19 protein-coding genes and 4 pseudogenes are annotated in these 23,747 nt (G+C 67.6%); 7 read left to right on the top strand and 16 right to left on the bottom strand.

From position 1 onward, the window contains the following. Nucleotides 1-250 precede the first annotated feature (250 nt). Nucleotides 251-901 (top strand): winged helix-turn-helix domain-containing protein, encoded by a 651-nt coding sequence (locus OG254_RS49235; protein WP_405595656.1) that lies wholly within the window; start codon nt 251-253, stop codon nt 899-901. Here OG254_RS49235 and OG254_RS49230 read toward each other — a convergent pair. The 13 genes from OG254_RS49230 to OG254_RS49170 all read right to left on the bottom strand — a co-directional run bounded on the left by OG254_RS49230 (nt 807) and on the right by OG254_RS49170 (nt 12,509). After that, nucleotides 807-2,378: an AMP-binding protein gene (locus OG254_RS49230; protein WP_405594739.1), complete on the bottom strand. Its 1,572-nt coding sequence runs from the start codon at nt 2,376-2,378 to the stop codon at nt 807-809. The genes OG254_RS49235 and OG254_RS49230 overlap by 95 nt on opposite strands. 34 nt (nt 2,379-2,412) lie before the next feature. Next, nucleotides 2,413-3,687 (bottom strand): MATE family efflux transporter, encoded by a 1,275-nt coding sequence (locus tag OG254_RS49225; protein ID WP_405594737.1) that lies wholly within the window; start codon nt 3,685-3,687, stop codon nt 2,413-2,415. 125 nt (nt 3,688-3,812) lie between these two features. Then, nucleotides 3,813-4,619: a hypothetical protein gene (locus tag OG254_RS49220; protein ID WP_405594735.1), complete on the bottom strand. Its 807-nt coding sequence runs from the start codon at nt 4,617-4,619 to the stop codon at nt 3,813-3,815. Continuing rightward, nucleotides 4,612-5,748 carry an acyl-CoA dehydrogenase family protein gene (locus OG254_RS49215; RefSeq protein ID WP_405594733.1) on the bottom strand — a complete coding sequence of 379 codons (1,137 nt, stop codon included), beginning with the start codon at nt 5,746-5,748 and terminating at the stop codon, nt 4,612-4,614. The genes OG254_RS49220 and OG254_RS49215 overlap by 8 nt, the downstream gene beginning before the upstream one ends. Beyond that, nucleotides 5,739-6,365 carry an acyl-CoA dehydrogenase family protein gene (locus OG254_RS49210; RefSeq protein ID WP_405594730.1) on the bottom strand — a complete coding sequence of 209 codons (627 nt, stop codon included), beginning with the start codon at nt 6,363-6,365 and terminating at the stop codon, nt 5,739-5,741. The genes OG254_RS49215 and OG254_RS49210 overlap by 10 nt, the downstream gene beginning before the upstream one ends. After that, a complete protein-coding gene (locus OG254_RS49205; protein ID WP_405594728.1) occupies nt 6,362-7,252 on the bottom strand; it encodes a 3-oxoacyl-[acyl-carrier-protein] synthase III C-terminal domain-containing protein in 891 nt (296 codons plus the stop codon). The genes OG254_RS49210 and OG254_RS49205 overlap by 4 nt, the downstream gene beginning before the upstream one ends. Nucleotides 7,253-7,364: 112 nt before the next feature. Next, the gene (locus tag OG254_RS49200; protein WP_405594726.1) at nt 7,365-7,646 is read right to left on the bottom strand and encodes an acyl carrier protein; all 282 of its coding nucleotides are present in this window, start codon (nt 7,644-7,646) and stop codon (nt 7,365-7,367) included. A 58-nt stretch (nt 7,647-7,704) separates the two neighbouring features. Further along, complete coding sequence (locus OG254_RS49195) at nt 7,705-8,964, bottom strand: type III PLP-dependent enzyme (RefSeq protein ID WP_405594723.1); 1,260 nt, start codon at nt 8,962-8,964, stop codon at nt 7,705-7,707. Continuing rightward, complete coding sequence (locus OG254_RS49190; RefSeq protein WP_405594720.1) at nt 8,961-10,337, bottom strand: carbamoylphosphate synthase large subunit; 1,377 nt, start codon at nt 10,335-10,337, stop codon at nt 8,961-8,963. The genes OG254_RS49195 and OG254_RS49190 overlap by 4 nt, the downstream gene beginning before the upstream one ends. A gap of 5 nt (nt 10,338-10,342) precedes the next feature. Further along, nucleotides 10,343-10,927, bottom strand: coding sequence for a GNAT family N-acetyltransferase (locus OG254_RS49185; RefSeq protein ID WP_405594718.1), 585 nt, complete (start codon nt 10,925-10,927; stop codon nt 10,343-10,345). Beyond that, nucleotides 10,887-11,423, bottom strand: coding sequence for a hypothetical protein (locus OG254_RS49180; protein WP_405594716.1), 537 nt, complete (start codon nt 11,421-11,423; stop codon nt 10,887-10,889). Before OG254_RS49180 ends, OG254_RS49185 begins: the two co-directional genes overlap by 41 nt. Further along, the gene (locus tag OG254_RS49175; RefSeq protein ID WP_405594714.1) at nt 11,414-11,935 is read right to left on the bottom strand and encodes a hypothetical protein; all 522 of its coding nucleotides are present in this window, start codon (nt 11,933-11,935) and stop codon (nt 11,414-11,416) included. The genes OG254_RS49180 and OG254_RS49175 overlap by 10 nt, the downstream gene beginning before the upstream one ends. Further along, on the bottom strand, nt 11,925-12,509 hold the full coding sequence (locus tag OG254_RS49170; protein WP_405594712.1) for a hypothetical protein: 585 nt from the start codon (nt 12,507-12,509) through the stop codon (nt 11,925-11,927). The genes OG254_RS49175 and OG254_RS49170 overlap by 11 nt, the downstream gene beginning before the upstream one ends. A 901-nt stretch (nt 12,510-13,410) precedes the next feature. Here OG254_RS49170 and OG254_RS49165 point away from each other — a divergent pair. The 3 pseudogenes from OG254_RS49165 to OG254_RS49155 form a co-directional block, all read left to right on the top strand. Next, nucleotides 13,411-13,649: pseudogene (locus OG254_RS49165) on the top strand (ATP-binding protein); the annotation flags it as partial. Between the two features lie 241 nt (nt 13,650-13,890). Then, nucleotides 13,891-15,132: pseudogene (locus OG254_RS49160) on the top strand (IS1380 family transposase); the annotation flags it as partial. After that, a pseudogene (locus OG254_RS49155) lies at nt 15,133-15,626 on the top strand (IS701 family transposase); the annotation flags it as partial. It abuts the pseudogene before it with no gap. 173 nt (nt 15,627-15,799) lie between these two features. Here the strand turns inward: OG254_RS49155 and OG254_RS49150 are convergent. The 3 genes and pseudogenes from OG254_RS49150 to OG254_RS49140 all read right to left on the bottom strand — a co-directional run. Continuing rightward, on the bottom strand, nt 15,800-16,390 hold the full coding sequence (locus OG254_RS49150; protein ID WP_405594773.1) for an IS630 family transposase: 591 nt from the start codon (nt 16,388-16,390) through the stop codon (nt 15,800-15,802). Further along, complete coding sequence (locus OG254_RS49145; RefSeq protein ID WP_405594709.1) at nt 16,324-16,821, bottom strand: helix-turn-helix domain-containing protein; 498 nt, start codon at nt 16,819-16,821, stop codon at nt 16,324-16,326. The genes OG254_RS49150 and OG254_RS49145 overlap by 67 nt, the downstream gene beginning before the upstream one ends. Nucleotides 16,822-17,006: 185 nt before the next feature. Next, nucleotides 17,007-17,366 (bottom strand): annotated as a pseudogene (locus OG254_RS49140) (transposase); the annotation flags it as partial. Nucleotides 17,367-18,557: 1,191 nt separating this feature from the next. Between OG254_RS49140 and OG254_RS49135 the strand changes: the two are divergent. The 3 genes from OG254_RS49135 to OG254_RS49125 are packed head-to-tail and all read left to right on the top strand — an operon-like array spanning nt 18,558 to nt 23,724. After that, complete coding sequence (locus OG254_RS49135; protein ID WP_405594707.1) at nt 18,558-20,303, top strand: fatty acyl-AMP ligase; 1,746 nt, start codon at nt 18,558-18,560, stop codon at nt 20,301-20,303. Then, entirely contained in the window at nt 20,303-21,997 is a 1,695-nt protein-coding gene (locus OG254_RS49130) for an acyl-CoA dehydrogenase family protein (protein ID WP_405594705.1), read from the top strand. The genes OG254_RS49135 and OG254_RS49130 overlap by 1 nt, the downstream gene beginning before the upstream one ends. Further along, on the top strand, nt 21,991-23,724 hold the full coding sequence (locus OG254_RS49125) for an acyl-CoA dehydrogenase family protein (protein ID WP_405594703.1): 1,734 nt from the start codon (nt 21,991-21,993) through the stop codon (nt 23,722-23,724). The genes OG254_RS49130 and OG254_RS49125 overlap by 7 nt, the downstream gene beginning before the upstream one ends. Nucleotides 23,725-23,747: the final 23 nt, after the last annotated feature.

Raw genomic sequence — 23,747 nt, 5'->3', positions numbered from 1 at the left:
CGAAACGCGCAGTCGTGACTGGCCGGGCTCAGTCTCGGTGCAGCCATTACTGACTTCGGCTCGTCAGGGTGAACCGTGGCGAAGTTCTTGATGGGCTCGGAGCGGTGGCTGTATCCCGTGGTGTGTGAGATATGGCGATGGGGGCGGGTTGACCGCTGCGGGGCGCCGGCGCCGGGAGTCGGTTTGGATGTAGGCGGACGAGTTGTTCGAGGGGGAGATCAAACCGTCGGAGGTCGCACGGCGCCCGCGAGTGAGTCCGAAGTCGGCCTGCCACAGGCACCAGCTGTGGCGGGATGGTGGCGTGCAGGCTCTGGCCGCCCGTGGCCCGAGCGGATCCCGTTGCCGGCTGTCCCCGCGCTGTCTGGAGAAACTGGCCGCGTACCTCGATGAGGGCCCGGTCGCCCACGGCTGGGTGGAGGACCAGGTGTGTACCGCGGAGAGGGTGGCCACGCTGATTGGCAGGAATTTCCACGTCTCCTACAGCGTCTCCGGGGCCACGCGGCTGATGCACCGGCTCGGCTTCAGCCCGCTGGTCCCTGCACGCGGTGAGCAGGCCGTCACCGTGTGGAGGGAGGCGACCTGGGCAGAGGTAAAGAGCCCGGGCGGCCTGCGGGGGCTACATCTACTTCGAGGACGAAGCAGGGTTCCCCCGAAAGCCGCCCCGAGGACGAACCTGGGGCCGTGGTGGGCGCCCGGTCGTGACCGTCAGTGGGCGCCGCTCGGAGCGCTTGTCGGTGGCCGCGTCGGGACGGTCGCCGCCATGCGCGGTCGCTCGGCGCCGCGTGGCTACGGTGTTCGCTCCCGGCTCAGTGGTCTGTGCCGAAGGCAGAGGCCGCGGCCGGAGCCGTGTTGGTCTCCCTCGCCAAGGCGCCGAGGTGCTTGCGGTCGACCTTGCCGTTGATGGTCAACCTGAACTCCGTCACGTGCCGGATCATCCGGGGAATGAGGTTCTGCGGCAGGAGGGCGGCCAACTCCTCCCGGAGGCCGGCTTGGTCGCGGAGCCTGCCGGTGTAGAACGCCACCAGTCTTTCGCCCACGACGATGGTCACCGCCTTGTCGACCCCGCGGCACTTGCCCAGCATGTGGTCGATCTCGGAAAGTTGCACCCGGTTGCCGAGGATCTGTACCTGGTCGTCCCGTCGGCCGAGGAACGCGAACTGGCCGTCCTGCTGAGTCCGTACGATGTCACCGGTCCGGTACCACCGGGCGCCCTCGTGGTCGAAAAAGCGGCCTTCGTCGTCGCGCGGGTCGAGGTAACCGGAGATGGTCTGCGGACCGCTGACGCACAGCTCGCCGGTGCCCTCGGTGAGCCGCCCTTCGCTGTCAACCAGGACGTGCCGGAGCCCTTCGTAGAGCTCTCCGATCGGCACGATACCGTTGACGCACCGCGCCGACGAGGTATCCGAGTCCCAGCGGTGGACGCTGCAAGTGACGTTGACTTCCGTCGGCCCGTAGTGGTTGTCCACGGTGGCTCGCGACGCCGCCTCCTGCCAGGCCCGCGCATCGTCCACGTGCAGCGCCTCTCCGGCGAACAGGCTCCAGCGCAGGGTGGGCATCGAGCCCGGCCGCAGCCCGTTCCACCGCCGGACCAGGGAGATGGCGCTGGGCGCCGAGAACCAGACCGTGACGCCGTGGTTGGTGAGGAACGAGGGCAGGTCGGCCAACGCCTGCGGCCGGACGGCGATCACCGTTCCACCGCAGCCCCAGGCGGCGAAAAGATCGAACATCGCCATGTCGAAGCTCAGCTCAACAACCTGGGCGAACGTGTCGGAGGAGGTGAATCCGTAGCGGCGCTGCATGGTCTCCAGGTAGTGGTCCATGCTGCCGTTGGTGACCGGCACGCCTTTGGGGCGGCCGGTCGTACCGGAGGTGAACAGGATGTACGCCACGTCTTCGGAGCGGACGACGGCCGCCGTGGCCGACTCGTCGGGCGTGCGGGGGCGTGCCACCGGGAGGGCGCGCACGGCGTCGCCGCAGGTCTCCCGCGTCTTCGCGCCCGCCGTGTCGGCAACGAGGACGGACACCCCGGAGGCGGTGGCTATGGTGTCGATGCGGGACGGCGGGAAGCGGGGATTGAGCGGGACGGCAGCCGCGCCGCAGTATGAGGCGGCCAGGATGCCCGCGTAGCCGTCCACGGTCTTGCCGGCCAGCACGCCGACCCGGGCGGGCGGCCGGGGATCGGCGTCTCGGATACCCGCGGCGATTTCGCGAACGCGCAGGTCGAGGTCCCGGTAGGTGAGCGCCTGCCTGCCCACGCGCAACGCGACGCCGTCCGGGTTGGCCGACAGGCCTCGGGCGAATCGGCCGAAGAGCCCCGTGCACGGGCTTGGTCCGGCCCCGGCCCAGGTCCCGGAAGCGTTGCGAGCCTCGATGGTCATGGCGTCCAGCCTTTCAGGCGTGGTCCCGGGCCGGTCATTCGTGGGACCGGATCCCAGGGGGGCGGGGTATGGCCGTTTCTTTCGACGGGCCCACCGGGCGCACGGCGCGTACGACGGCCCAGCAGATGATGGGTAGTCCGGTGACGACACTGGCCAGGGCGGCCAACGCCATGGTCCAGTACAGGCCTTCGACACCCCCGTACCGATCGGCGGCCCACGAGCCGATGCCCAGGACGGCAGTGAAGTACAGGGCGTTCAGCAGCAGCGCGAGGAGTCCTCGTCCGAGGGGCGCCAGCACGGCTGAGGCGCTGAGGACGACACCGGTCGCGCCGAAGGCCGGGCCGACGATGGCCAGATACCGCCCAATGCCCTCGACCACCGCGGGATCGTCCGACAGTAGTACGGAGAGTCTGGGGCCGGTCATCACCATGACCAAGGTCAGCGCGACGTATCCGGCGCCCACGTGGAGCAGCCCGCGACGGAAGACCCGCAGCGCACCGGGCCAGTCATCGGCCCCGAGACACTGGTGCATCAGAGTGCTCATGGCCGACCCGTACCCGATCGCGGGGGTGAGCGCGAGCAGTTCGACGAGGGAGCCCAGGGACAGCGACGTGACAGCGACCGGCCCCCACGGCGCGGCGATGCCCATCAGCAGGAACGTCACCACGGAGAGCAGGAGCGACGCGCTCGCCGTGGGAAGACCAACCCGCGCCAACGACGGAAGGACGGGCACGGAGATTCCCAGCCGTCGCCCCCGGACCAGCAGGCCCCTGCGGCGCAACAGCGCAACACCGACGCCGAATTCGACGGAGCCGGCGATGACCGCCCCGAAGGCGACAGCGTACAGGCCCAGACCGGTGTGCAGCCCCAGCACGGCCACCACGGCGACGTTCACCAGGACCTGCCCCAGCGACACGAGGGTGCCTGTACCGGCGTACCCGGTTCCCCTGAGCACTGCTGAGCACGCCTCGCCCGCGAGGGAGAACGGAAAGGTCAAGGTCATGGCAAGGAGGAGGTCGTCGAAGAACGACCGCACGTCGCCGGTCACCCGGAGCCAGTCGGCAAGCGGCGAGCGGATCAGCAGGACAAGGACCAGCAGTGCCACCGATGCCAGGGCGCAGGCACGCAGGATTCCGGTGAAGTACCGCTGGACCAGAGCCGGTTCGCCGCGGCCGACCGCCCGGGCGGCGAGAGTCTGGAGGGTGACGCCCATCCCGGTCAGCACCCCCAGCAGAACGAGGGCGACGGGCTGGTAGAGAGCGCGAAGGTAGGAATCCTCGTCTCCCATGCGGCCGATGAGTGCGGCCACGGCGATGGGCCCGGCGCAGGATGCCAGGTTTTGCAGGCTAAACAGGGCACCGGTTCTGGCGACTCGCGCGGGTCCCGGGCGGGCGTTCTCCGTGGCGCCCGCCCGTTGGGCCGGTCGTCTGATGCTCAATGTCTCGGCAGGACCGGCTCGTCGAGTGCCGCTGTGGCGTGCCGCTCGTCGGGCTCAGTGGTGTCAGAACGTGCGGTGAGCGCCGCCGCGTCGCGAATGTCCAGAACCAGCCAACCTTCGCTTGTGCTGCCCCGGAACCGCAGCAGCACGCAGTCGTCGTCGTGGACCCGGCGGTCGGCGACCGCCTGCGCGAGTGCGCGCCAGGTGTCGCACGGTCCGGTGCCGGAGAACACATGGGACGCCTGGGCCTCCACGGCCTGCGGGGCGCCCTCCTGGCCGTGCGCCACCACCCGTGCGCCGCCGGTGCCGGTGCTGCACCGCAGTGCCACCGCCGACACCCGCTCCGGCGGTGAGTCGAGGAGGCACACTGGTGGCTGGTCCACGAAGAGCACTGTCGCACCCGCATCCGTGATCGACCATCGAAGGAAGTCGAATGCCGCGGTGCCCGCCGACGCGGCCAGGTGGCTGAGCGTCAGTTCGTCGGTGATCCACTCCCTGCCCGACGTCAACCGTGGAAGGCTGGCCACGAACGGGTCGAGGTCGCCGTCGGACCGTACAAGGTACAGCGGTTGGGGCGCCGGCGACGGCCCCAGCCAGTCCAGAGCCAGCCGGGTCACCCCATTCTCCGGGGTGTCGGGCAGAAAACCGACCCGCGGGTCTGCCTCCCAGTTGTCGGCGACGTACTGGCAGACCACCTCCGCGTACTCCCTGAGCAGCGGGTCCAGGGCGTAGTCGTCGGCCGGATGATACGAGGGCCGGGGCACGGTGGCCGTCGCGATCGCCTCCACCGTCAGATTAGCCATGGCCATTCTCCCTCAGATATCCCTGCGCGAGGTGCAGGCGCTGGATGTTGCTGGTGCCGTCCATGAACTCGAAGCCGCGGGCGTCGCGGTGCCACTTCTCCAGCAGCGGGTGATCCGCCCAGGCGCCGGGACCCGCGACCGCCAAGGCCCAGCCGCTGGCTTCGGCCGCCAGCCGGCTGCCGGTGAGTTTGGCAGCGGCGCACAGGTGGGCGCGGTCCGGGTCGGTGTCGATGGCGGCTGCGGTGTCGAGCATGCTCGCGCGGGCGGCGGCGATCCTGTCCCCCATGGTCTCGGCACCGCGCGCGGTGGGGAAGAACTCCGCCACGTAGTCGAGGATCGCCCGGGCCGTGCCGATCGCCAGGGCACCGACGACCAGCCGCATCGTGTGCAGCGACCGCATCGCGCCCCACAGGCCACGCCGGGACGCGGACAGGTGTTCGCCGAGCATCATCTTCGCCGGGATGCGCACGTTCGTGAACGACATCTCGCTGAGCCGGGCCCCCCGGAGCCCGAGCATGGGCAGCGCGCGGGCCGTGCACCCCTCGGCGGGCAGGTCGAGCAGAGCCGCCCGGATACCCAGCAGATTGTCGCTGGTCCTCGCCCAGACCACGCCGATCGTGCCGCGGTCACCGTTGCCCACGTACCGCTTAGCGCCGTTGAGTACGTAGTCACCCGAGTCGTCGCGCTCGAACCGGGTCCGCATCTGCGCCGCGTCGCTGCCCACCTCCGGCTCGGTCATGGCGAAGAACGTCCACGTCCGTCCGTCGGCGATCCTGCCGTAGAAGTACTCCTGCTGCGCCTCGTTGCCCAGGACGTCCACTGCTAGCCCGGCGAGTGCCGGTCCGGGGCACGCCATCAGAGCACCCGCGTCCCCGTAGGCCCACTCCATGCTGGCGATGACCCGTTCCACACAGGACGGTTCGGCGCCACCGGAGTCGATCAGCGACCACTGCGACTCCCGGAACCGGTACGGGGTGGCGCCCACGCGGTTGAACGTGTAAGCGACCGATCCCAGATGGGGTTCCATGTCCGCGGGGTCCGCGTCGATGGCCAGTGCCCGCTGACGCAAGTCGGTGGCCACGCTCGCGCACGCGGCCCGTACCAGCTCCTGCTGCTCCGTCAGTTCCACTGCTGCTCTCCCTCCTGCTGTCCATGTCCACCAATCCAGCTGTTCGCGACGAGCGCGGACACATACAGACCGCGCGCCGGGTGGTCGGTGAGGTAACCGCTGGCGCCGAAGAGTAGGGTCACCTGCCAGTCCAGCCGGTCGATGCGGGCATGCAGGTGCGCCGCGGACTCCGGACGGGGCTTTTGTGCCAGCAGGTCCGCGTGGTGCCGTACAACCGGCAGCTCGGCCACCAGGTCGGCGATGCTTCCGGTGATCAACTGCTTGCGTACCAGTGGTTCGCCCATCGCTGTGCGGGCGGACAGGTACGCGGCGGCTTCGCCGAGTACCCGGTCTGTCAGCCCAATCCGCGCCCGGGCCAGGCGGGCGGCGACCACGGAGCACCAGTCGCCGGGGGCGTCCTGGTCCCGCAGGAGCCGTACGAAGGCCAGGGACTCCGCCTCCGCGAGCGGATGGCTCACCTCGCCGTCCGTCGTCACCGGCCAGTCCCTGGGAACCGCCACCACGGTCGCGGGCGCCGATGCGGCGACATCCACGTCGGTGAGGACGGACGTAAGTCCCGCGGCCAACCCCTTCTCCCGCGTCGTCTGTTCACAGCTGTCCAGCAGTGACTGGGTCATGCTTCGCTCACCACTTCCACCACGATCACCTGGATGTAGCTGCCTTGCCCGACGGAGATCAGCGCGCACCGGTCCCCCTCGCTCAGCCGACCCGCCTCGTCCGCGTGGTTCAGGGATTTCAGCGCGTCGAGACCGAACGTGTGACCGTCCGTGGGCAGCAGGTCCAGGACCACGCGCTCGTGCGGTATGCCCGAGGCCTGGCAGAAGCTGCTCCAGAACATGGCGTTCGCCAGATGCGGCATGACCCAGTCCAGATCCCCGAGGGAAAGCCCCGCTTGGCGTGTCGCGTCCTCGACCGCCGTGACAACCAGGCCGGTGCACACCCGGGCGAAGGTCCGGCACTCGTCCAGGGTCATGCGCATGCCCTTGTGGAAGCGCAGGTCCTTTCGCGCCGCGCCGCCGAGATAGCGGTACCGGAATCCGCTGCGTCGCACCATCATGGCGCCCGCCGAGTCCCCCATGATCGTCATCTGCGGCACGATGCGACAGGCCTCGATCGCGCTGCCCATGTCGGCGCCGAGGACGAGTACGCCGGAATCCGAGGACGAGGACCGCAGGTAGTCGCGCGCCACCTCGATCGAGCGCAGCATAGAGGCGCAGCCCACCCCCGATATCCCGAGGAACGGCACCGTCTGTTCGAGGCAAAGCCGCTCTCGGATTCTTTGGACGAACCCGGGCCGGAAGGTCACTTCCTGCGCCGACAGGGTGTGGCCGTAGAGGATCAGGTCGGCCTTGGTACCGCCGAGCGCGCGCTGGCCCACGTCGGCGAGTAGGTCGTCTAGCTTGTCGTCTGGCGCCCAGGAAGGGCTCTCGCGTAGCTTGAAGACACCGGTGAACATGCGCTGGGTGAACGCGTCGGCGCCCGCCCGGTCCAGGATCCCGGCCACAAGGTCTCGCTTCTCCGGGACCTTGACAGCGATTCTCGACAGTCCGAAGTCCATCAGCGGCTCACACCCGCACGAGGTCGGACAGGGCACCAGGTGAGCAATGTCGCGTTCATCATGCCTCAATCGATGGGGTGGCGTCCGCGAGCTTCGCCGCCACGAAGTCAGTCAGGCTTCCGACTGTCCCGAACACCTCGGTGCTGAGCTCTTCGGTATCCACCTCCAGCCCGGTGCGGTCCTCGAGCTTGAACAGCAACTGGATAGTGCTGATCGAGTCCAGACCGAGGTTCTCAAACAGCTTGGTGTCCTCGGTCAGGTCCGGGAGTTCACCTTCTTGTTTTTGCAGCACCTGCGTCAGCGCGGCCTGCACGTGTTCGGCGGCGATTTCTCTGCTCATCGGTCATTCCAATCAGTTCGGGTGAGAAACGGCGGCTCAGCGCGAGCCACGTCCGTGATCAGGCGAAGCGGCAAAGGATCTGCTTGGCCAGAAGGTCGTCGACGGTGTCGCGGGTGCGGACGAGGTGAGCCTCGCCCCGGTGGACCAGCACCTCCGCCGGGTAGCCGTGACCCAGGAACAGGACGGGAGACGCGGTGGGGCCGTAGGCACCGGACATCAGCACGCCCAGCAGGTCTCCCGTACGCAGGGGCGGCAGCAGGGCGTTCTTCGCGAGGATGTCGCCCGGAGTGCACAGCGGACCGCTGAGGTTCCAGCGCTCCGCCGGCTCCTCGGATACCCGGCCAAGCAGAGAGACTGGGAAGTTGCGCCTGGGTACAGAGCCAATGCCGACGGCGGCCATGTGCTGGTGCGTTCCGCCGTCGGTGACCGCGAAGTTCTCGCCTTGCGAGCGCTTCACGGACCGGACGCCGACCAGGTACGTCCCGCAGCGGGCCGTGAGGTACCGGCCGGCCTCCAGGATCAGCCGGGCCTGCGGATGATCGGCACGGAACCCCTCCAGAAGCGGGTTGAGTTCGCATCCGAGTCGGCCGATGTCCAGCTCGGACTCGTTGTCGAAATATGGCACTCCGAGACCGCCACCGATGTCGACCGTCTCGAGCGGGATCCCGGCGACATCGCTGAACCGTTTTGCCAGATCGAGGATGTACCGGGTGTTCTCTACGACCGCCTCGGCATCAAGGATACGGGTCCCCAGATACACGTGGATTCCGGCAACCCACAGGTGGCGGAACCCGAGGAACCGGGACCGGTCACCGAGTACGACATCCTCGTCCACCCCGAACTGGCGCGGCTTGCCGCCCATCGCGAGCCGCACCCCGGACGCGGGGCGCGCGGGATTGATCCGCAGCAGTACGCGCTGCCGCCGATCGCGCTCACCGGCGATCGCCTCGATGAGTCCGAGTTCGTCGAGCGACTCGGCGACGATCGCGTGGATGCCTGCGTCGATACAGGCCGCGATTTCCTCACGGCTCTTGCCGGGCCCGAGGAAGATGACGTTCTCGGGGTCGGCTCCGGCCAGCAGAGCTGTTCGCAGCTCGGTCAGCGAGGACACCTCAGCGCGCGCCCCTGCAGTGTGCAGCAGACCGAAGACACTGATGTTGGGGTTCGCCTTGAGGGAGAAGAAGATCTCCAGCGACGCGTCCAGCGCCCTTCTGAGCCTGGTGAAGTCGTCGAGGAGCGTGTCACCGTCATAGACGTACGCCGGTGTGCCGAACTCCTCGGCGAGCTGGTTGAAACTGACACCGCTGACCGTGTTCACCGACCCACCCCTTCCGCTGCAACTCCGACCTGCCCCGTGCCGACCAGGCCCGTCGCCAGGCGCTGGTCGAGTTCGTGGCGTAGCGCCGCCGCCTCCGCCGCTGTACCGGCCACGCACATGACGCCGAGTCGTCCGCGGAACCGGTCCGCCTCGGCTGCGGCCCCCGCGTTGACAGTGGCGAAGTTGCTGACGACGATGCCCTTCCCGGCTGCGCGATCAAGGAGCAATTCCTCGAAGGGCCGGGTGAATTCCGTGAAGGACAGTGTCGAGTCCATGGTCAGCTCGATCGAGCAGGCCTGCGCATGGGCTCCTGGGGGAACGCACAGATCGGCGATGCAGTTCTGGTAGTTGGCCATGTTGAACCGGGCGTTGATCTCCAGGCATGGATACAGCAGGCCGTCCGTGGAGAGCAGCGCGTCCACGCCGACCATTCCGAAGTAGCCGTGGTCGTACAACTCGCGCCCGAGCAGCTCCGCAGAACGCCTGAGTTCGGTCTCGATGCCGTCGGGAAGTCTGGTGGGGAAGCGGTGCCCACGGTGCACTCCGGATTCGGTGATCGCGGCCTTCACCGTCTCGAACAGTACCGACCCGTCGCGTGCCACGATGAACTGATAATTGAGGGACTCGACTTCGTCCATCCATGTCTCGACCACCATGTCGGCTGGTGCGTCTCGACCCCGGCGGCCGATCATGCGCAGGAAGGTGTCAGCCGACCGTCGGTCCAGGACGACCATCCCACGGCCGGATACGCCGAACGACTCCTTCACCACCACGCGTTCACTCGCGCCGAGGTGGCGGTCCACGGCGTCCGCGACGTCGCCGTAGGTCCGGCAGCACTCTCCCGGTACCTCCCTCAGACCGACCCGCTCGGTCACCATGCGGCTGAAGATCTTGCCGTTCACTGCCTTGCATACGGCAGCGGACGGCGCTGCGAGCCGTATCCCGGTCTGTTCGGCCAGCACCTGCAGGGCGGGTGAGACCCCGAGAGGCAGCAGGTGTGTGCGGCCGTCGGCCAGCGCGCGAAGATCGGCGATCAACTGCGGCGATTCCAGGGCGTCTTCGGTGATACGCCGGAGGGGGTCGGTGTTCTCCGGGCACAGGACGGTTGCGGACGCCACACCGAGACCGTGGAGATAAGTCCGGTATTGCGGGTCCGGAGGCTCTTTGAGTAGGAGGACGTCGTCGTCATCGGCCAGGAAGACACCCATCTCCTCCATCCGGTTGACGGTCGCCGCCGTGAAGTTCACCCCGGCTCCGGGCAGCCGCGGCTCACCGCGAGCCCAGTCGCGTTCCACCTCGAAGTTGCCGAGATAGACGAAACGCGCCTCGGAGTCGCCGGTCAGCGCCCGTTTCAGCCGCCTGCTAAACGTCACTCGTCTCATCCGCTCTTTTCCGCGCTCTTGTTCGTGGTCGGCACGACATCCGCCGCTCCTGCGGGCTCCCGGTATTTCCGCAGGAAGTCCTCCCGGGTCTGGTTCCAGGAATAGGTGGCGCGCAACTTCCCCTCCGTGAAATCGCTGTCGGCGGACAGCGCCGCTCCACTGGCGGCTCGCCATTTGACGGAGCACATCATCTCGTTGCTGGCGTACACTTGGTTCAGCACGCTGCGCATGTTGAGGACACCGAAGGCGTGCTCGTATGTCAGGAGCATGGCCGCGTATCCCATCCCGAACCGGTACCGGGGCAGCACGAGCATAGCGATCTCACAGGTCAAGTTCAGATAGTCAAAGCCCATAAGGTAGGTGTAGCCGAGGACGGTGCCGTCGGGCTTGGCCACCACGAACTCGATCCGCGTCGGATTCTTCCCGTGAACGATGTCGAGAAAGAATTGTGTGAGACTCGCTTCGGAGACCAGAGCCGGCTGGTTCGTGATGTTCCTCCGAACCTGGGAATCGCCGAGAGCCGCGATCCGGCCGGGAATGTCAGATTCCCGGAGATGCCGCAGGATGGCGAGATCGCCCAATCTCCGCATCGACGTCACTGTCCACCTCGCCTTCTGTCTTCGGTATGGACAGGTGCAGCACCTCATCGTCGTGATACCGGTAGTCGCGGTACTTGCTGGCGCGAAGCCTGCCGACGTTCACGAATCCGCGGTCCAGGTACACCGGAACATCAGCGGAACCGGCAACAAGGACAGCGACGAAGGAGCCAACTCGCCGCACCATCGAAAGTTGCCGGATAAGAGCGTCCAGAATTGCGCCGGACCGGTCCGGCGCGAAGGCGCAAACCGATATCTCGGCCTGGCGGTGATTGGCGGAATTGATCCGGTATCCGGCGAATCCGGCGACCTCGGCGTCCGTGACGGCGGCGAGAACTGAAACACCCATCCGTTCCAGCCGCGTCCACAAAGAGCCGGGACCGTACCGGCGGGTGTCCAGGCCGAAGAACTCCAGGCCCTGCGGCCCCATGTCCTCGAACGAGGCTTCCTGGACGCGGCTGGAGAGTGCTTTCAACAACATTCGGTCCAGTCCTCCGCTAGCCGCGCCCAGATCTCCCGGGCTCGGGGGCGACCGGCCAGCCGGACGCCATAGGGCACGGTCGCCTCACAGACGAATCCGTGGCGCAGGAGGCAGCCTGCGACGTCGTAAGGGCCCGGCGTCACCAGGCCGTGTAGTCGGTGCAGGTTGAACTGGCCGAAACCGATTCGAAGCACCTCGGGCAGCAGCAGGTCGAGCCGGGCGGATCGGTCCTCGTCCAGGAGCCGGATCTCGATCCGGCCCTGCCGGTCGATCCAGTCGATGTTGGTGATCCTCACGAAGGCGTATCCTTCGGCGATCAGCGTCCGCGTGGAATCATCAGAACGTTGGGGCAGGTTCTCCGATCGATCGGAGAACCGGGGAACCCGGTGGTCGTTCCAGAAGGAGACGAATTCGTCCGGAAGCCAGCGCCCCTGCTCGAACTCCTGATGGGGAAACCGGTATCCGACCAGCGGAGGTATCGCTGCGATCGCCCCGTGCTCATCAGTTGCCATGACACGACCCCTCGTCGTTCCGGGAGGACTGTCCGGGAAATCTGCCGGGCACGGCGTCATGGAAAACGTCAGGCGGCTGGACCTGGCCGTAGACCCTATTCGCCCAGCTTCGCCCGTTCCACTGCAGGGCCTGTCCGATCTCCCCCTCGAATCGCAGACCCATCCTGACCGCAGCGGCCTGTCCGAGCCGGTCGAACTCCGGGACCCGCATTGTCACCCTGACCACGTCACTCTTCGAGCCGAGGAATTCGAGAATTTGCTGGTACCCCACCGTCCACCACTCGGAAGGCGCGGCACTGCTCAGACGGTAGTCCAGCAGATAAATTCCGGAGTAGACTGGCACGTGCCGGCTGTAGAGGGGGAAAGCACTACTGAAAGACCAGAGTCCGACGGCCTCTCCGCGGTGGAGAATGACCATGGTCCGATCTCCCAGAAGCCGGTCGATGGCGTGCGCGTCAAGTACGACTGGCGACGCGGTGCGATACATGAAGTCGGGGTCCGAGAACAGCGAATAGACGCCTTCCCGGTCACCATGGGAGATTGCTGCGGAATCCAGCTCGTGCGACGAGGTCATGGCTTATACAGAGGGCCCGGTCGTCGTGGCAACAGCTGCTCGACCAAACTCTTTCAGTCTCAATTTGCTCTACTTTCTTCTTGTCTGACAAGGGTCAGGGCAGGACAGATAGTCGTCCCGCAGTCTGAATAATGGCCAGCCGACCTCGCAAGTAGAGCCGCCCTTCGTTGCCCCCTGCAGCACGGGACTTTGCCCTTTAGTGCCAATCTTCGTGACGGCTCGAGATTCCTCTGGGCTACCCGACTTTCGAGTGGCCGGACCATGGTCGCGTACGAGATGGAGTTCGACCGCGCGCGCCAGCACGGCGACGCCACGCGGCACTGAGGCCCGGCTCGCCTACTGCCGACCGGTGATCGCCTCAACTGCCCGGAGGCTGGGGCGTTTCATAGGCGACCGCCTATGAAACCCCGCGCCGCCTGCAGATCATCCAGGGCTTTTCGTGTTTCATGAGTTGTTGCAAAGGGCTCGACCAACTGAACTTCACATGAAAGAGTCGGGGGCCGTGAGCGGCCTTGCGGGCCATCGGTACAGCCATTAACCTCGATCTTGTATGAGGGTCCGTCAGCTTGCTGACGGACCCTTTGTAGCGAGTGTTGGTGGGGAATTTCGGAGTCTGGGCAGGTGGAGTGCCCGGCTGTCGCGTCGGGTCAGGGCTGATGCGTTCTCAGCTGGCGGGACGCTGGCCGACCTTGCCGTCGGTGGCCGCCCGGTGTCGATCTCACGGACCAGCGTGCTGTTCCACCTGATGCGGATGCCGCTGCCGCCAGCGGCTACGCCCCGGGTGCTGGGTGTGGACGACTTCGCACTGTACGCCGACGTGTATGGCACCCTGCTGGTGGATGCCGACATCCGGCTCCCGCTCCCGCTCACGCTCTGGGACGGGACGCCGAGCAGCTGGCCGCCTGGCTGCGAAGACGCCGCCGAAGCGTTCTACCGCATCATCGACGCCGCCTACGAACGACGTTCCATCGCGGTGACCAGCAACATCCACCCCTCGGGCTTCGACACGATCATGCCCAAGACCCTCGCCGGCGCCAGCACCGACCACCTCATGCACACGCTCACCTCGTGACCACCACCGGCGACTCGCACCGCCTCGCCGAGGCCCTCGCCGGGAAGGGAGTGGCCCCCTTGAACTGACCCCCACCCCCAGGAACACCACTGGCCACACGCCTGGGTTTCTCATGGCCACCAGCCTGGACACCCAACGGCCACCAAGGCCGTCCTCACCCTGGAGGGGCAGCGCTGGAGATCCTTAACCTCGCGCTTTCACGAGGCGGGATGTCCGATGCTTGATCAAATAAACGGAGAGTGCTCCTGACCTGCAACGATGGGACTTGTCTAGGGTCCTGTTGACTGCACGGAAAGAAGCACTCTCCAGGTGAAGAAGCGTATCGGGTCGTACCCGCGTGTCCGCATCGAGGGCGGAGGCCGGGCGGTGGTCTCGCAGGCCGGGGGCGTACTGCTGGTCGAGACCGTCCGCAAGGCCGGCTTGGACACCGCGATATCGGCGGCGCTGACGCCGTGGCGGAAGGCTCGGGCGGTGCACGATCCGGGCAAGATCCTGCTGGACATGGCCCTGGCGGTCGCGCTGGGCGGGGACTGCCTCGCGGATGTCGCCATGCTGCGGGCCGAGCCGGCCGTGTTCGGGCCGGTGGCCTCCGACCCGACGGTCTCCCGCCTCGTCGAGGCCCTGGCCACCTCCGGGGAGAAGGCCCTGCGGGCCATCCGTGCCGCGCGGGCTGAAGTCCGCCGACACGTCTGGCGGTTGGCTGACCGGACAGCGCCTGACGCGGGCGGGACGGTGACCGTGGACCTCGACGGGGTGCTGGTGATCGCACACTCGGACAAGGAGGACGCCGCACCCACGTGGAAGCGACCTACGGCCACCACCCGCTGATGGGGTTCGTCGACCACGGACCGGGCGGCACGGGTGAACCGGTCGCGGCCCTGCTCAGAGCAGGCAACGCGGGATCGAACACGGCCACCGATCACATCACCGCCGCCCAACTGGCCCTGGCCCAGCTGCCGAAGAGGTACCGGCGCGGACGCCGGACCCTGATCCGCGCCGACTCCGCGGGCGGCACCCACGACTTCGTCGCCTTGCTCGCCCGGCGGGGACGGTGGCTGTCCTACTCGGTCGGCATGGTGATCACCGAGGCGATCCACCAGCATGTGCTGAGGGTTCCAGCATCGGCCTGGACGGAGGCCGTCGAGGCGGACGGCGAGATCCGTGACGGCGCCTGGGTCGCTGAACTCACCGGCGACGGACGGCTGGCCGGAAGGCATACGGCTGATCGTCAGGAAGGAACGACCGCACCCCGGGGCCCAGTTGCGGCTCACGGATGCGGACGGCATGCGGCTGACCTGCTTCGCCACCAACACCTCGGGCCGGCCGATCGCCGAGCTCGAGCTCCGCCACCGACTGCGGGCCCGGGCCGAGGACCGCATCCGCGCCGCCCGGGCCACCGGCCTGCGCAACCTGCCCCAGCACCGCACGGCCCAGAACCGGATCTGGCTGGAGATCGTGCAGATCGCTCTCGACCTGCTGGCCTGGATACCGATGCTCGCCCTGACGGGCAAGGCCAGGCTCTGGGAGCCCCGCCGACTACGGCTCCGCTTGACGGTCGTCACCCGCTGGTCCATCGACCACCCCGTCCACGACCTGTTTCCCGGCCTGCCGCGGCAGAAGTGGAAACGCCGGTCCTGCGGTGAAGGAGCACACGGCCGGCGGACCTTCGACTGGGCCCGCGTCGAAGTCCGACCATGGCACCGAGAGGACCGACGGCACTGGGTCCTCGCCCGCCGCAGCGTCAGCCGGCCCGAGCAGATCTCCTACTACATCGCCTACTGCCCCGCCGACACCACCCTGGACGAGCTGATCCGCATCGCGGGCAGCCGATGGGCTGTTGAGGAATGCTTCAGACCGCGAAGCAGGAATGCGGCCTGGACGACTACCAGGTCCGCCGCTACCCCGGCTGGCACCGCCACATGACCCTGGCCATGGCCTCCCACGCCTGCCACACCGTCCTACGCGCCCGCCAGCTCGACGCCGACAAAGCAGAAACGGATCCTCCCAGCTCATCCACTACAGCCTCGCCGAGATCCGACGCCTGATCACCCGCCTCACCCACCGCCACCCCACCCCGGTCGACGACGTTCTGCACTGGCCACACTGACGACGACGCCAGCACCAAACCCGCATCAGCCACTACAAACGACGCGGACACAGCCCCTGAAACTGCCCAGCAATCAGAACAAGCACCGTTGCAGTACTAGTGCTGGGTTCCTCAAACGGCGTACGCATATCGGCGCCGTAGTCGGCGGGTTGGCGGTGCGGGCCTGCCCCAGACCCAGGGCTGGGCTCGGGTGTTGAGCTGGGCTGTTGCGAGACGGGTGGCTTGCTCGATCTCGGGTGGTCCTGCGAAGGACTGCCCGGCGAGGGCGGCCTTGCGGAAGATGCGCCACCAGCCTTCCTGAAGGTTGAGCCAGCAGGCGCCGACGGGGATGAAGACGTGCCGGATTCTGGGGTGGTCCACCAGCCAAGTCCGGGTGGACAGGCTGTTGTGTGAGGACAGGTTGTCGGTAACGACGTAGATGTCCCCAGCGGGATTGGCTGCCTCGACCTTCTGAAGAAACTGCTGGTAGAAGGCACTGTTGCGAGAGGAAGCGGTCATGGTGATTTCCTGTCCGTCCCGCACTCGCAGCGCACCGTAGACCCAGGTCTTCTCCGGTCCGCGGCTGTAGTCGACTTCGGACTTGATGCGGTGGCCGTCCGGCGACCAGCCCGGCGCCGGCGGGAACGTGCGGGGGATCACCGGTCCGAGCTCGTCGGCGCAGACGACCGTCGCGCCGCCGGGCGGGCGGGTGTAGAGCTCGATGATCCTTGTCCTTTTCCCTCGAAGTCTGCGTCCCTCGAGCGGGTCCAGGACCGGGTGCGGCGCCAGCGCACCCTCTCGGCCAGCAGGATCCGACGGACCTGGCTGCGGCCGATCTCGATGCCCCGCCGCTGGGCCTCCGCGGCCAGTGCGTCAAGGGTCCACTCCGGCGGCCCGGACTCGTCCTCTGCGGCCAGTTCGCCGCCTGCCTGCACGGTCAGCCGGCCCGGCGCCGGCTGTCTGACCAAGCCGATGATCATCGAGCGTTCCGCCTCGGTGATCCGCCGTTTGCGGCCCTGACCGCCCATATCCTCCAGTCCGTCCAGGCCAGAGCGGTTGAAGCGGTGCAACCAGCGGCGGACCGTCTTGGGGTTGCACCTCAACTCTTCCGCGATGGCCGGCACCCGCTGTCCGGACCAGCTCAGCTCGACCATGCGCGCCCGCACCACCAGATCGCGCGGCGCTTTGCGGGCTCGCGACAGTCGAAGCACGAGCCGTTGCTCGTTCTCGTCACGGCTCGGCCGTGCCCGTAACACCACCGTCCAGCACCCGCTCCCGAGCAACCGAACAGCCCCGCCACCAGGACATATACCCAGCAAAAGAGGAACCCAGCACTAGGCCGTTTCTTGACGATCTTCGGTTCGAAGGAGCCGTCCCGGTCACGGGGCACGGTTATCTCCACCGGCCCCACGTCGGTCAGCACGGTCTTGGAGCGTTTGCCGTTGCGGGAGTTGCCGCCGTCCTTGCCCGCCGGATCGTGCTTGTCATAGCCGAGGTGATCGGTGATTTCGCCCTCGAGGGCGGACTCCAGCAGCCGCTTCGTCAACCGCTGCAGCAGCCCGCCCTCACCCGTCAACTGCAGGCCCTCGGCCTGGGCACAGCTCACCAACTCGTCGATCAGCTGGTCGTCCACAGCCTTCACCGACACAGCCGCCGCCGACTCGGCAGCCTCGTGCTCGGTCACGTTCTCACTGGTCATCGATGCATCTTCCATGATCGGGAGTTACACCGAACGATTTACAGTCCCGTGTCCGGCATGCACTTCGGAACGCGGTCGGCGAGGCCCACGTGGCGCGGGCAAAGTCCGAGGAGCGGACCGCTTCTTGGCGGAGCTACGGCCTGCTCGAGTGCAGCGGAGTCGCGCGATCGGAACTATGAGGCCTGGACCGTCGCACCATACGGTGGAGCGCCACCGCCTTGGAATCCACCAACCTCCTGTGGTGATAACTCCTGCCCAACGGGCCATCCTCCTCCCGCTTGTCTGAGTGCTCGTCACCCCAAAGGGCACGCACGTGCAAATACCGGTCGGAGTCGGACGGGCGATACTCCGCACGACCCCCGGCCTTCCACGCAAGAAGGGGATGGGTTCCCGCTTCTACCTCATGTCAAGTTCGAATAGGCAATCGTGAGGCTGAAGGGGATGCCTGACACCTGATGTTGAGTAGATTGCCAGCACGACGAAAACTGCGAATTCTGGAGCCCTTTCGATACTCTAGGACTCCCTCGTAGCTGCTTGGCTCGGTGGCTGAGGGTGGGATGTTGGGGTTGAGTTCGCCGGAGCACTGCTGGCTACTGGGCACGTGCGAAATTGTGTAAGCGGCGATGTTGTCTGGCGTGCCAATACTGGCTGTCGCCGCGGCGATCAACGTTCCTCAGCACGCACCAGATTCTTCATCCGTGCGCAGGCGTGACGGACTCGGGCTCGCACTCACCGATGGGAGGTTGTTGTGTTCGTCTTTCCAGCCCTTGAGCCCATTGCGACTTGCCTAACGGCGGTGAAGGATGAGAGCCGCTGTGCCCTGTTAGTAGCCCTCGACGCCTATGGCCGCCTTGCTGGAGGCCGTGTCCATTCCGGATTCGCTCAACGCGGTGTCATTGTTGCCGTTGCCCGGAAGTTGGCGGCCGACAGTCAACTCGTGCTAGTCCCAAGGGCCGTGACCAAGCATTCGACTTTCCATCCTTGCGCCTCTGCTGCCCCGCGTCGTCTCTCGACGGACGCTTGGCACTACGGAAGCGGTTCAACCAGAGACCTGATGCGTGTCTTGTGTGTGCGTGAGCACGGTGGGTCTGTCACAGTCGGCCATCACCCGGCTTCGCGGGTCCGCCGAGCCGACCCTTCCCTGTGAGTACCCCCGGCAGCCTGACATCTCACATCCCTATGGCGGCACCTTTGTCCACCACCCACCTGCCGACGCTTGACAAGGTGCTGCGGTGCCGGGTAGGCGCCTCTCCTGACGCACCGATGATCTGCGACTACAGCGCCACCGGAAGTGAAACGCAGGCGGCGTGGTTCAGTGCCGCGGACATCGACCGGATGGCGCGGCAGATCGGCCGCCGTCTGACGGAACGGAGCGCTCTCGGGGACCGCGTCCTGCTCTGCTTCCCTCCAGGCCACGCCTTCACCGCCGCGTTCTTCGCGTGCGTTCTCACCGGCAGGATCGCTGTCCCCGTCCCACTGCCCGGCCATTTCCCACACGAGCGCCGCAGGATCGCGGCGATCGCCGACAACTCCGGCGCGTCCGCTGTGTTGACCACGTCCGGCGCGGAGGCGAGTGTGACCGAATGGCTCGTCGAGCAGGACCTGCGACTGGCAGTACTGGCGGAGGAACGAGCGGACTCACCGGGTCTAGAGGACGGCCAACTGGTAAGCGGCCACCCACAGCGGTCGGCATTCCTCCAGTACACGTCAGGCTCCACGGGCAGCCCCAAAGGCGTCATCGTCAGCCACGAGAACGTACTGGCCAACGCCAAGGCCATCGCGCGTTCGCTCGGCATAGGTCCTGCGGCGCGCGTCGGTGGCTGGCTGCCCAATTACCATGACATGGGCCTGATCGGTCACCACCTCGCGCCGATCGTCAACGGTGGCTCCGCGGTCCTCATGGAGCCCATGACGTTCCTGCGTCGCCCGCACCTTTGGCTGCGCATGATCGACGAGATGGGGATCGAGTTCTCCGCGGCACCCAACTTCGCCTACGCCCTGTGCACCCGCCGCGTCACCGAGGAACAGCTGTCCCAGCTCGACCTTTCCCGGTGGCGGACCGCGGTCAACGGGTCCGAGCCCGTCTCCCGGACCGTCATGGAGGCATTCAGCGCCAGGTTCGCAGCGGCGGGCTTCCGCCCGGACGCGCTGGTTCCCGCGTACGGACTGGCGGAATCCACGCTTCTGGTGAGCAGCTCCGCACCGCGGCGACCGGTCTTCCGTGTCCCCGCCGAACAGCCCTCTTCCGCACCGTCCGACCGGCGTCCCATGGTCAGTTGCGGACGCCCGACCGACGCCGACCTCCGTATCGTCGACCCCGACCGTCGCACGGTCATGCCCGCGGGCCTCACTGGCGAGATATGGCTCTCCGGCGGCAGCGTCGCTCAGGGCTACTGGAACGCCCCGGACAAGACCCGCGAGGTCTTCGGCGCCGTCACCGACACCGGTGAGGGACCCTTTCTGCGTACGGGAGACGTCGGTTTCATCCAGGACGGTGAACTCCACGTCGCGGGCCGCATGAAGGAGATCGTCATCGTGCGGGGGAGGAAACTGCACTCGCACGACGTGGAGGAGGAGATACGCGCCCCGTACCCCGAGCTGAAGTCAGGGGTCGGGGCGGCGTTCAGCGTGCCCGACTCCGACGGCGCCGACCTTCTGGTCCTCGTGCACGAGGTCGCCGTCGGCACCGACCCGGTGGTATTCGACGAACTGGCATCATCCGTCCGCTCGATGGTGAGCCGGGAGTTCGGCGTCGATCTCGACGCTCTGGTCCTGGTCCGGCCCGGTCATGTACAGCGCACCACGAGCGGGAAGATCGCCCGCGCCGAGATGCGCCAGCGGTTCCTCTCCGCGGAGCTCAAGGCTGTGCACACCCACCTCACGCCACGCATCCGTACCGCACTCGACAACCGGTCGGTCCCGAAGGCGGCCCGGTGATGAACACGGACACGGTGGGATCCGCCTCACGGACGCTGGAAGACGCCCTCGACCTGTGGAGCGGTGACGGCGGCCCGTTTTCCCCGGCGCTGCTGGCCGGCCTCGACACCGCGTCCGCGTTCCCCGCCGACGCCTGCCGGGCCCTGGACCAGGTGGGGCTCGCAGACCACTACGTGCCGGTCCGGCATGGTGGGAAGCTGGACAGCTTCCCTGAGGTCGTCGCTCTGATGCGTTCGGTGGCGCGCCGCGACCTCACCGTCGCGATCGCGCACGGCAAGACCTTCCTCGGTGCGGTGTCGGTCTGGGTGGCGGGCGCGCCCGAGACCGCCGAATGGCTTGGGAGGCAGATCGGTGAGGGCGCGGCGGTCTGCTGGGGACTGACCGAACGAGGCCACGGCAGCGATGTCCTGGCCGGGGAACTGACCGGTGTGCGTGGCGCGGAAGGCTGGCGGCTCGACGGTGAGAAATGGCTGATCAACAACGCCACCCGCAGTCGGGTGGCGTGCGTGCTCGCCCGCACTTCCCCGGATGGCGGCGCACGGGGATTCACCCTCTTCCTGGTCGACAAACGGCAACTGCCCGCCGACCGCTACCGGCACCAGGACAAGATCAGGACTCTGGGCATCCGAGGCGCCGACATCAGCGGTCTGTCGCTGCACGGCGCGGTCGTACCGCCCACCGCCGTGGTCGGCGAGCCCGGCCAGGGCGGGGAGATCGTCCTCAAGGCGCTGCAGCTGACACGGACTGCGTGCGCAGCACTGTCGCTGGGGGCCGCCGACCACGCCCTCGCTCTCGCACGGCGCTTCGTCCTGGAACGCACTCTGTACGGCAGACCGCTGGCCGACCTGCCACTGGTCCGCGACACGCTGGCTCGCGCCGCGACCCGGCTGTTTCTGGCCGAGGCGGTCACCGCCGTCGCCACCCGCGCGATCCACGTCATCCCGCAAGAGATGAGTGTTGTCTCCGCCGTCTGCAAGGCGTACGTCCCCACACTCGTGGACGAACTCATCACACAGGTCGGTGAACTGCTGGGGGCCCGGGGCTACCTCACCGAGGTCTTCGAACACGGCGCGTTCGCCAAGCTGGAGCGTGATCACCGAATCGTGCCCATCTTCGACGGCACAACCGCCGTCAACCGGCAGGCATTGATCGCCCAGTTCGTCCGGCTCGGCCGCTCCTACGGCAAGGCCGACCGCGCGGCGGCACAGCGACTGGCCGACCTAGTCAGCACCAAGCTGCCCGAGTTCGCACCGGAGCGTCTCCGACTCGCACCGCCCGCGGGATGCACTCTCACGCAAGCTGTCCCGGAACTGCTGCGCCAAGTCCGCGGGCTGTACAAGGACGATGAGGGCCTGACGTCCGTACTGGACGAGTTCCAGGCGGTGTGCGCCGATGTCCATGCGGCCGCCGCCGCTCACCGCCCCCAGCGGGGCATGCCCGGCACAGACTCCTTCTGGCTCGCCGAACGCTTCGAGTGGTGCTTCGCGGGCGCCGTGTGCCTGATGCTGCTAACCCACCTCCCTGGTGACCGGCCCCAGCTGCTGCTGCGGGCCTGCCTGGAGCTGGTGGTCGAAAACCTCGTTCCCTCCCAGCCCGGCCGGCACGAGACGTTCACCGCGGTCGCGCCGTATGTCCTCGACACCACCGACCCGCCCACACTGTTCGGCCGTGACCAGGAGACGACACTGTGGTGATCGTGCCTGCCTCCCAGCGAATGGCCGCTCTGGAACAGCGTTTCGGGAACCCCTTCGCACCCGGCAACCCGCTGGGTTTCGACGCCGTGCTCGACGCGGACGACCGCGCGGACGCCTTTGCCGCCGGGGAGGCCGCCCTGGCTGGTTTCGGTATGAACGCGGAACTGGTGCCGAGCGCGCTCGGCGGTCGCTTCACTCGCCTGGACGACCTCATCAACGTCGCCCGGGTGGTGACCCGCCGCGACCCTGGACTCGGCGCCGGATACGTGACCAGCTCCTTGCTCGCCGCAGTGTGCGTCTGGCTGGCCGGAAACGACGACCAGCGCCGGTACACCGCCGACACCCTGCTTGCCGGTCACCGTCTGGCCTGCGCCTACCACGAACTCGACCACGGCAACGACTTCGCCGCGGTCGACTTCCGCGCCCGCCCGGACGGCCACCGCCTCGTGCTCGACGGCCGCAAGGAGGTCGTCACGAACGTCACCCGCGCCCACGCCGTCGTCACGTTCGCGGCGACCGGCGAACCCGGCACCCCCCGTTCCCACTCCCAGCTGCTGCTGCGCCACCCCGACCTCGCACACGACCGCGTGACCCGGCTGCCCCGGTACTCCTCAGTCGGGCTGCGCGGGATACATCTCGGCGGCATCGCCTTCGACTCCGTGCCTGTCGACGCGGACCGGGTGCTGGGCGGGCTCGGTCGCGGTGCCGAGAACACGATGAAGGCGTTCCAGCTGTCGCGGATCGCGCTTCCGGGCATGATGACCCCCGCGCTCGACACCGCTCTGCGGCTCGCCGTACAGCACCTGAAGGGCCGTACCCTGTACGGTGCTCCGGCGATCGGGTTTCCGCACCTGCGGATGGCGCTGGTGGACGTCTTCGTCACCCTACTGACGGCCGACGCGTTCACCACGGCCGCCGCCCGCACTCTGCACCTGCACCCCGGCGAGGGTGCTCTGCAGGCCGCCGCGGTCAAGTACGTCGTTCCAGACCTGCTCATGAGAGCGATGGATCGGCTGGCAACGGTCCTGGGAGCCCACTCGTACCTCGCCGAAGGGCCCACCGCCGTGTTCCAGAAACTGCTGCGGGACATCCGGGCGATCGGTGTGGTCCACGTCAGCAAGGCCGCGTGCCGGATGACCATCCTGCCCCAGCTGCCGCTGGTGGCCCGGCGCCCCGTCGGACCCGCCGACCCAGCGGTGTTCGTCAGGGACGCGGACCTCCCGCCCCTCGACTTCCGAGCCCTGCGTGTGACCGGCAACGGCCGCGACCACCTCTTCGGCGGTTTGCGGGTGGCAGCCGAAGTTCTGGGCGGCGAGCACGACGCGGAGACAAGGCTGATCAGCCGGATGGCCGGAGCACTCGCCGAGGAGGGACATCGACGGCGCGCCCAGTGCGCTGCCCTGCCGACGACCGAACTCGGCGTCGACGCCTCCGCCCCCACCGCACGCCTGGTCGACCGGTATGTCCAGCTCTCCGTCGTCGGCACCTGTCTGGAGACCTGGCGGCACAATCACGACTCCGGGGCGGACTGGATGCCGGCCTGGACGGCAGCGGTCCTGGCCCGCGCCGAGGGGTGCCGCGGCCCCCTCCCCCCACACGTCGAGGACCGCCTGTTCGCCGAACTCCTCGCACGGTGCACCGACGACCGCGACCTGGGCCTGTCGGGGCATCACGTGTTCGGTCACCGGGTTCCCGAGCCGCGCCGCGCGCTTCCCGGCACCCGTTGAAACCCCATTCACCCACACAACGA

The sequence above is a fragment of the Streptomyces sp. NBC_01092 genome (assembly GCF_045039535.1).
Taxonomy (GTDB): domain Bacteria; phylum Actinomycetota; class Actinomycetes; order Streptomycetales; family Streptomycetaceae; genus Streptomyces.
Note: the sequence above shows the minus strand (reverse complement) of the source record. Positions and strands in the feature narration are given on the sequence as shown.

Coding starts and splice junctions, on each gene's coding strand:
- OG254_RS49145 (WP_405594709.1), bottom strand. CDS start 16,821: ATGGTCGAGCTGAGCTGGTCCGGACAGCGGGTGCCGGCCATCGCGGAA.
- OG254_RS49175 (WP_405594714.1), bottom strand. CDS start 11,935: ATGGCAACTGATGAGCACGGGGCGATCGCAGCGATACCTCCGCTGGTC.
- OG254_RS49200 (WP_405594726.1), bottom strand. CDS start 7,646: ATGAGCAGAGAAATCGCCGCCGAACACGTGCAGGCCGCGCTGACGCAG.
- OG254_RS49230 (WP_405594739.1), bottom strand. CDS start 2,378: ATGACCATCGAGGCTCGCAACGCTTCCGGGACCTGGGCCGGGGCCGGA.
- OG254_RS49220 (WP_405594735.1), bottom strand. CDS start 4,619: ATGGCTAATCTGACGGTGGAGGCGATCGCGACGGCCACCGTGCCCCGG.
- OG254_RS49170 (WP_405594712.1), bottom strand. CDS start 12,509: ATGACCTCGTCGCACGAGCTGGATTCCGCAGCAATCTCCCATGGTGAC.
- OG254_RS49180 (WP_405594716.1), bottom strand. CDS start 11,423: ATGTTGTTGAAAGCACTCTCCAGCCGCGTCCAGGAAGCCTCGTTCGAG.
- OG254_RS49130 (WP_405594705.1), top strand. CDS start 20,303: ATGAACACGGACACGGTGGGATCCGCCTCACGGACGCTGGAAGACGCC.
- OG254_RS49210 (WP_405594730.1), bottom strand. CDS start 6,365: ATGACCCAGTCACTGCTGGACAGCTGTGAACAGACGACGCGGGAGAAG.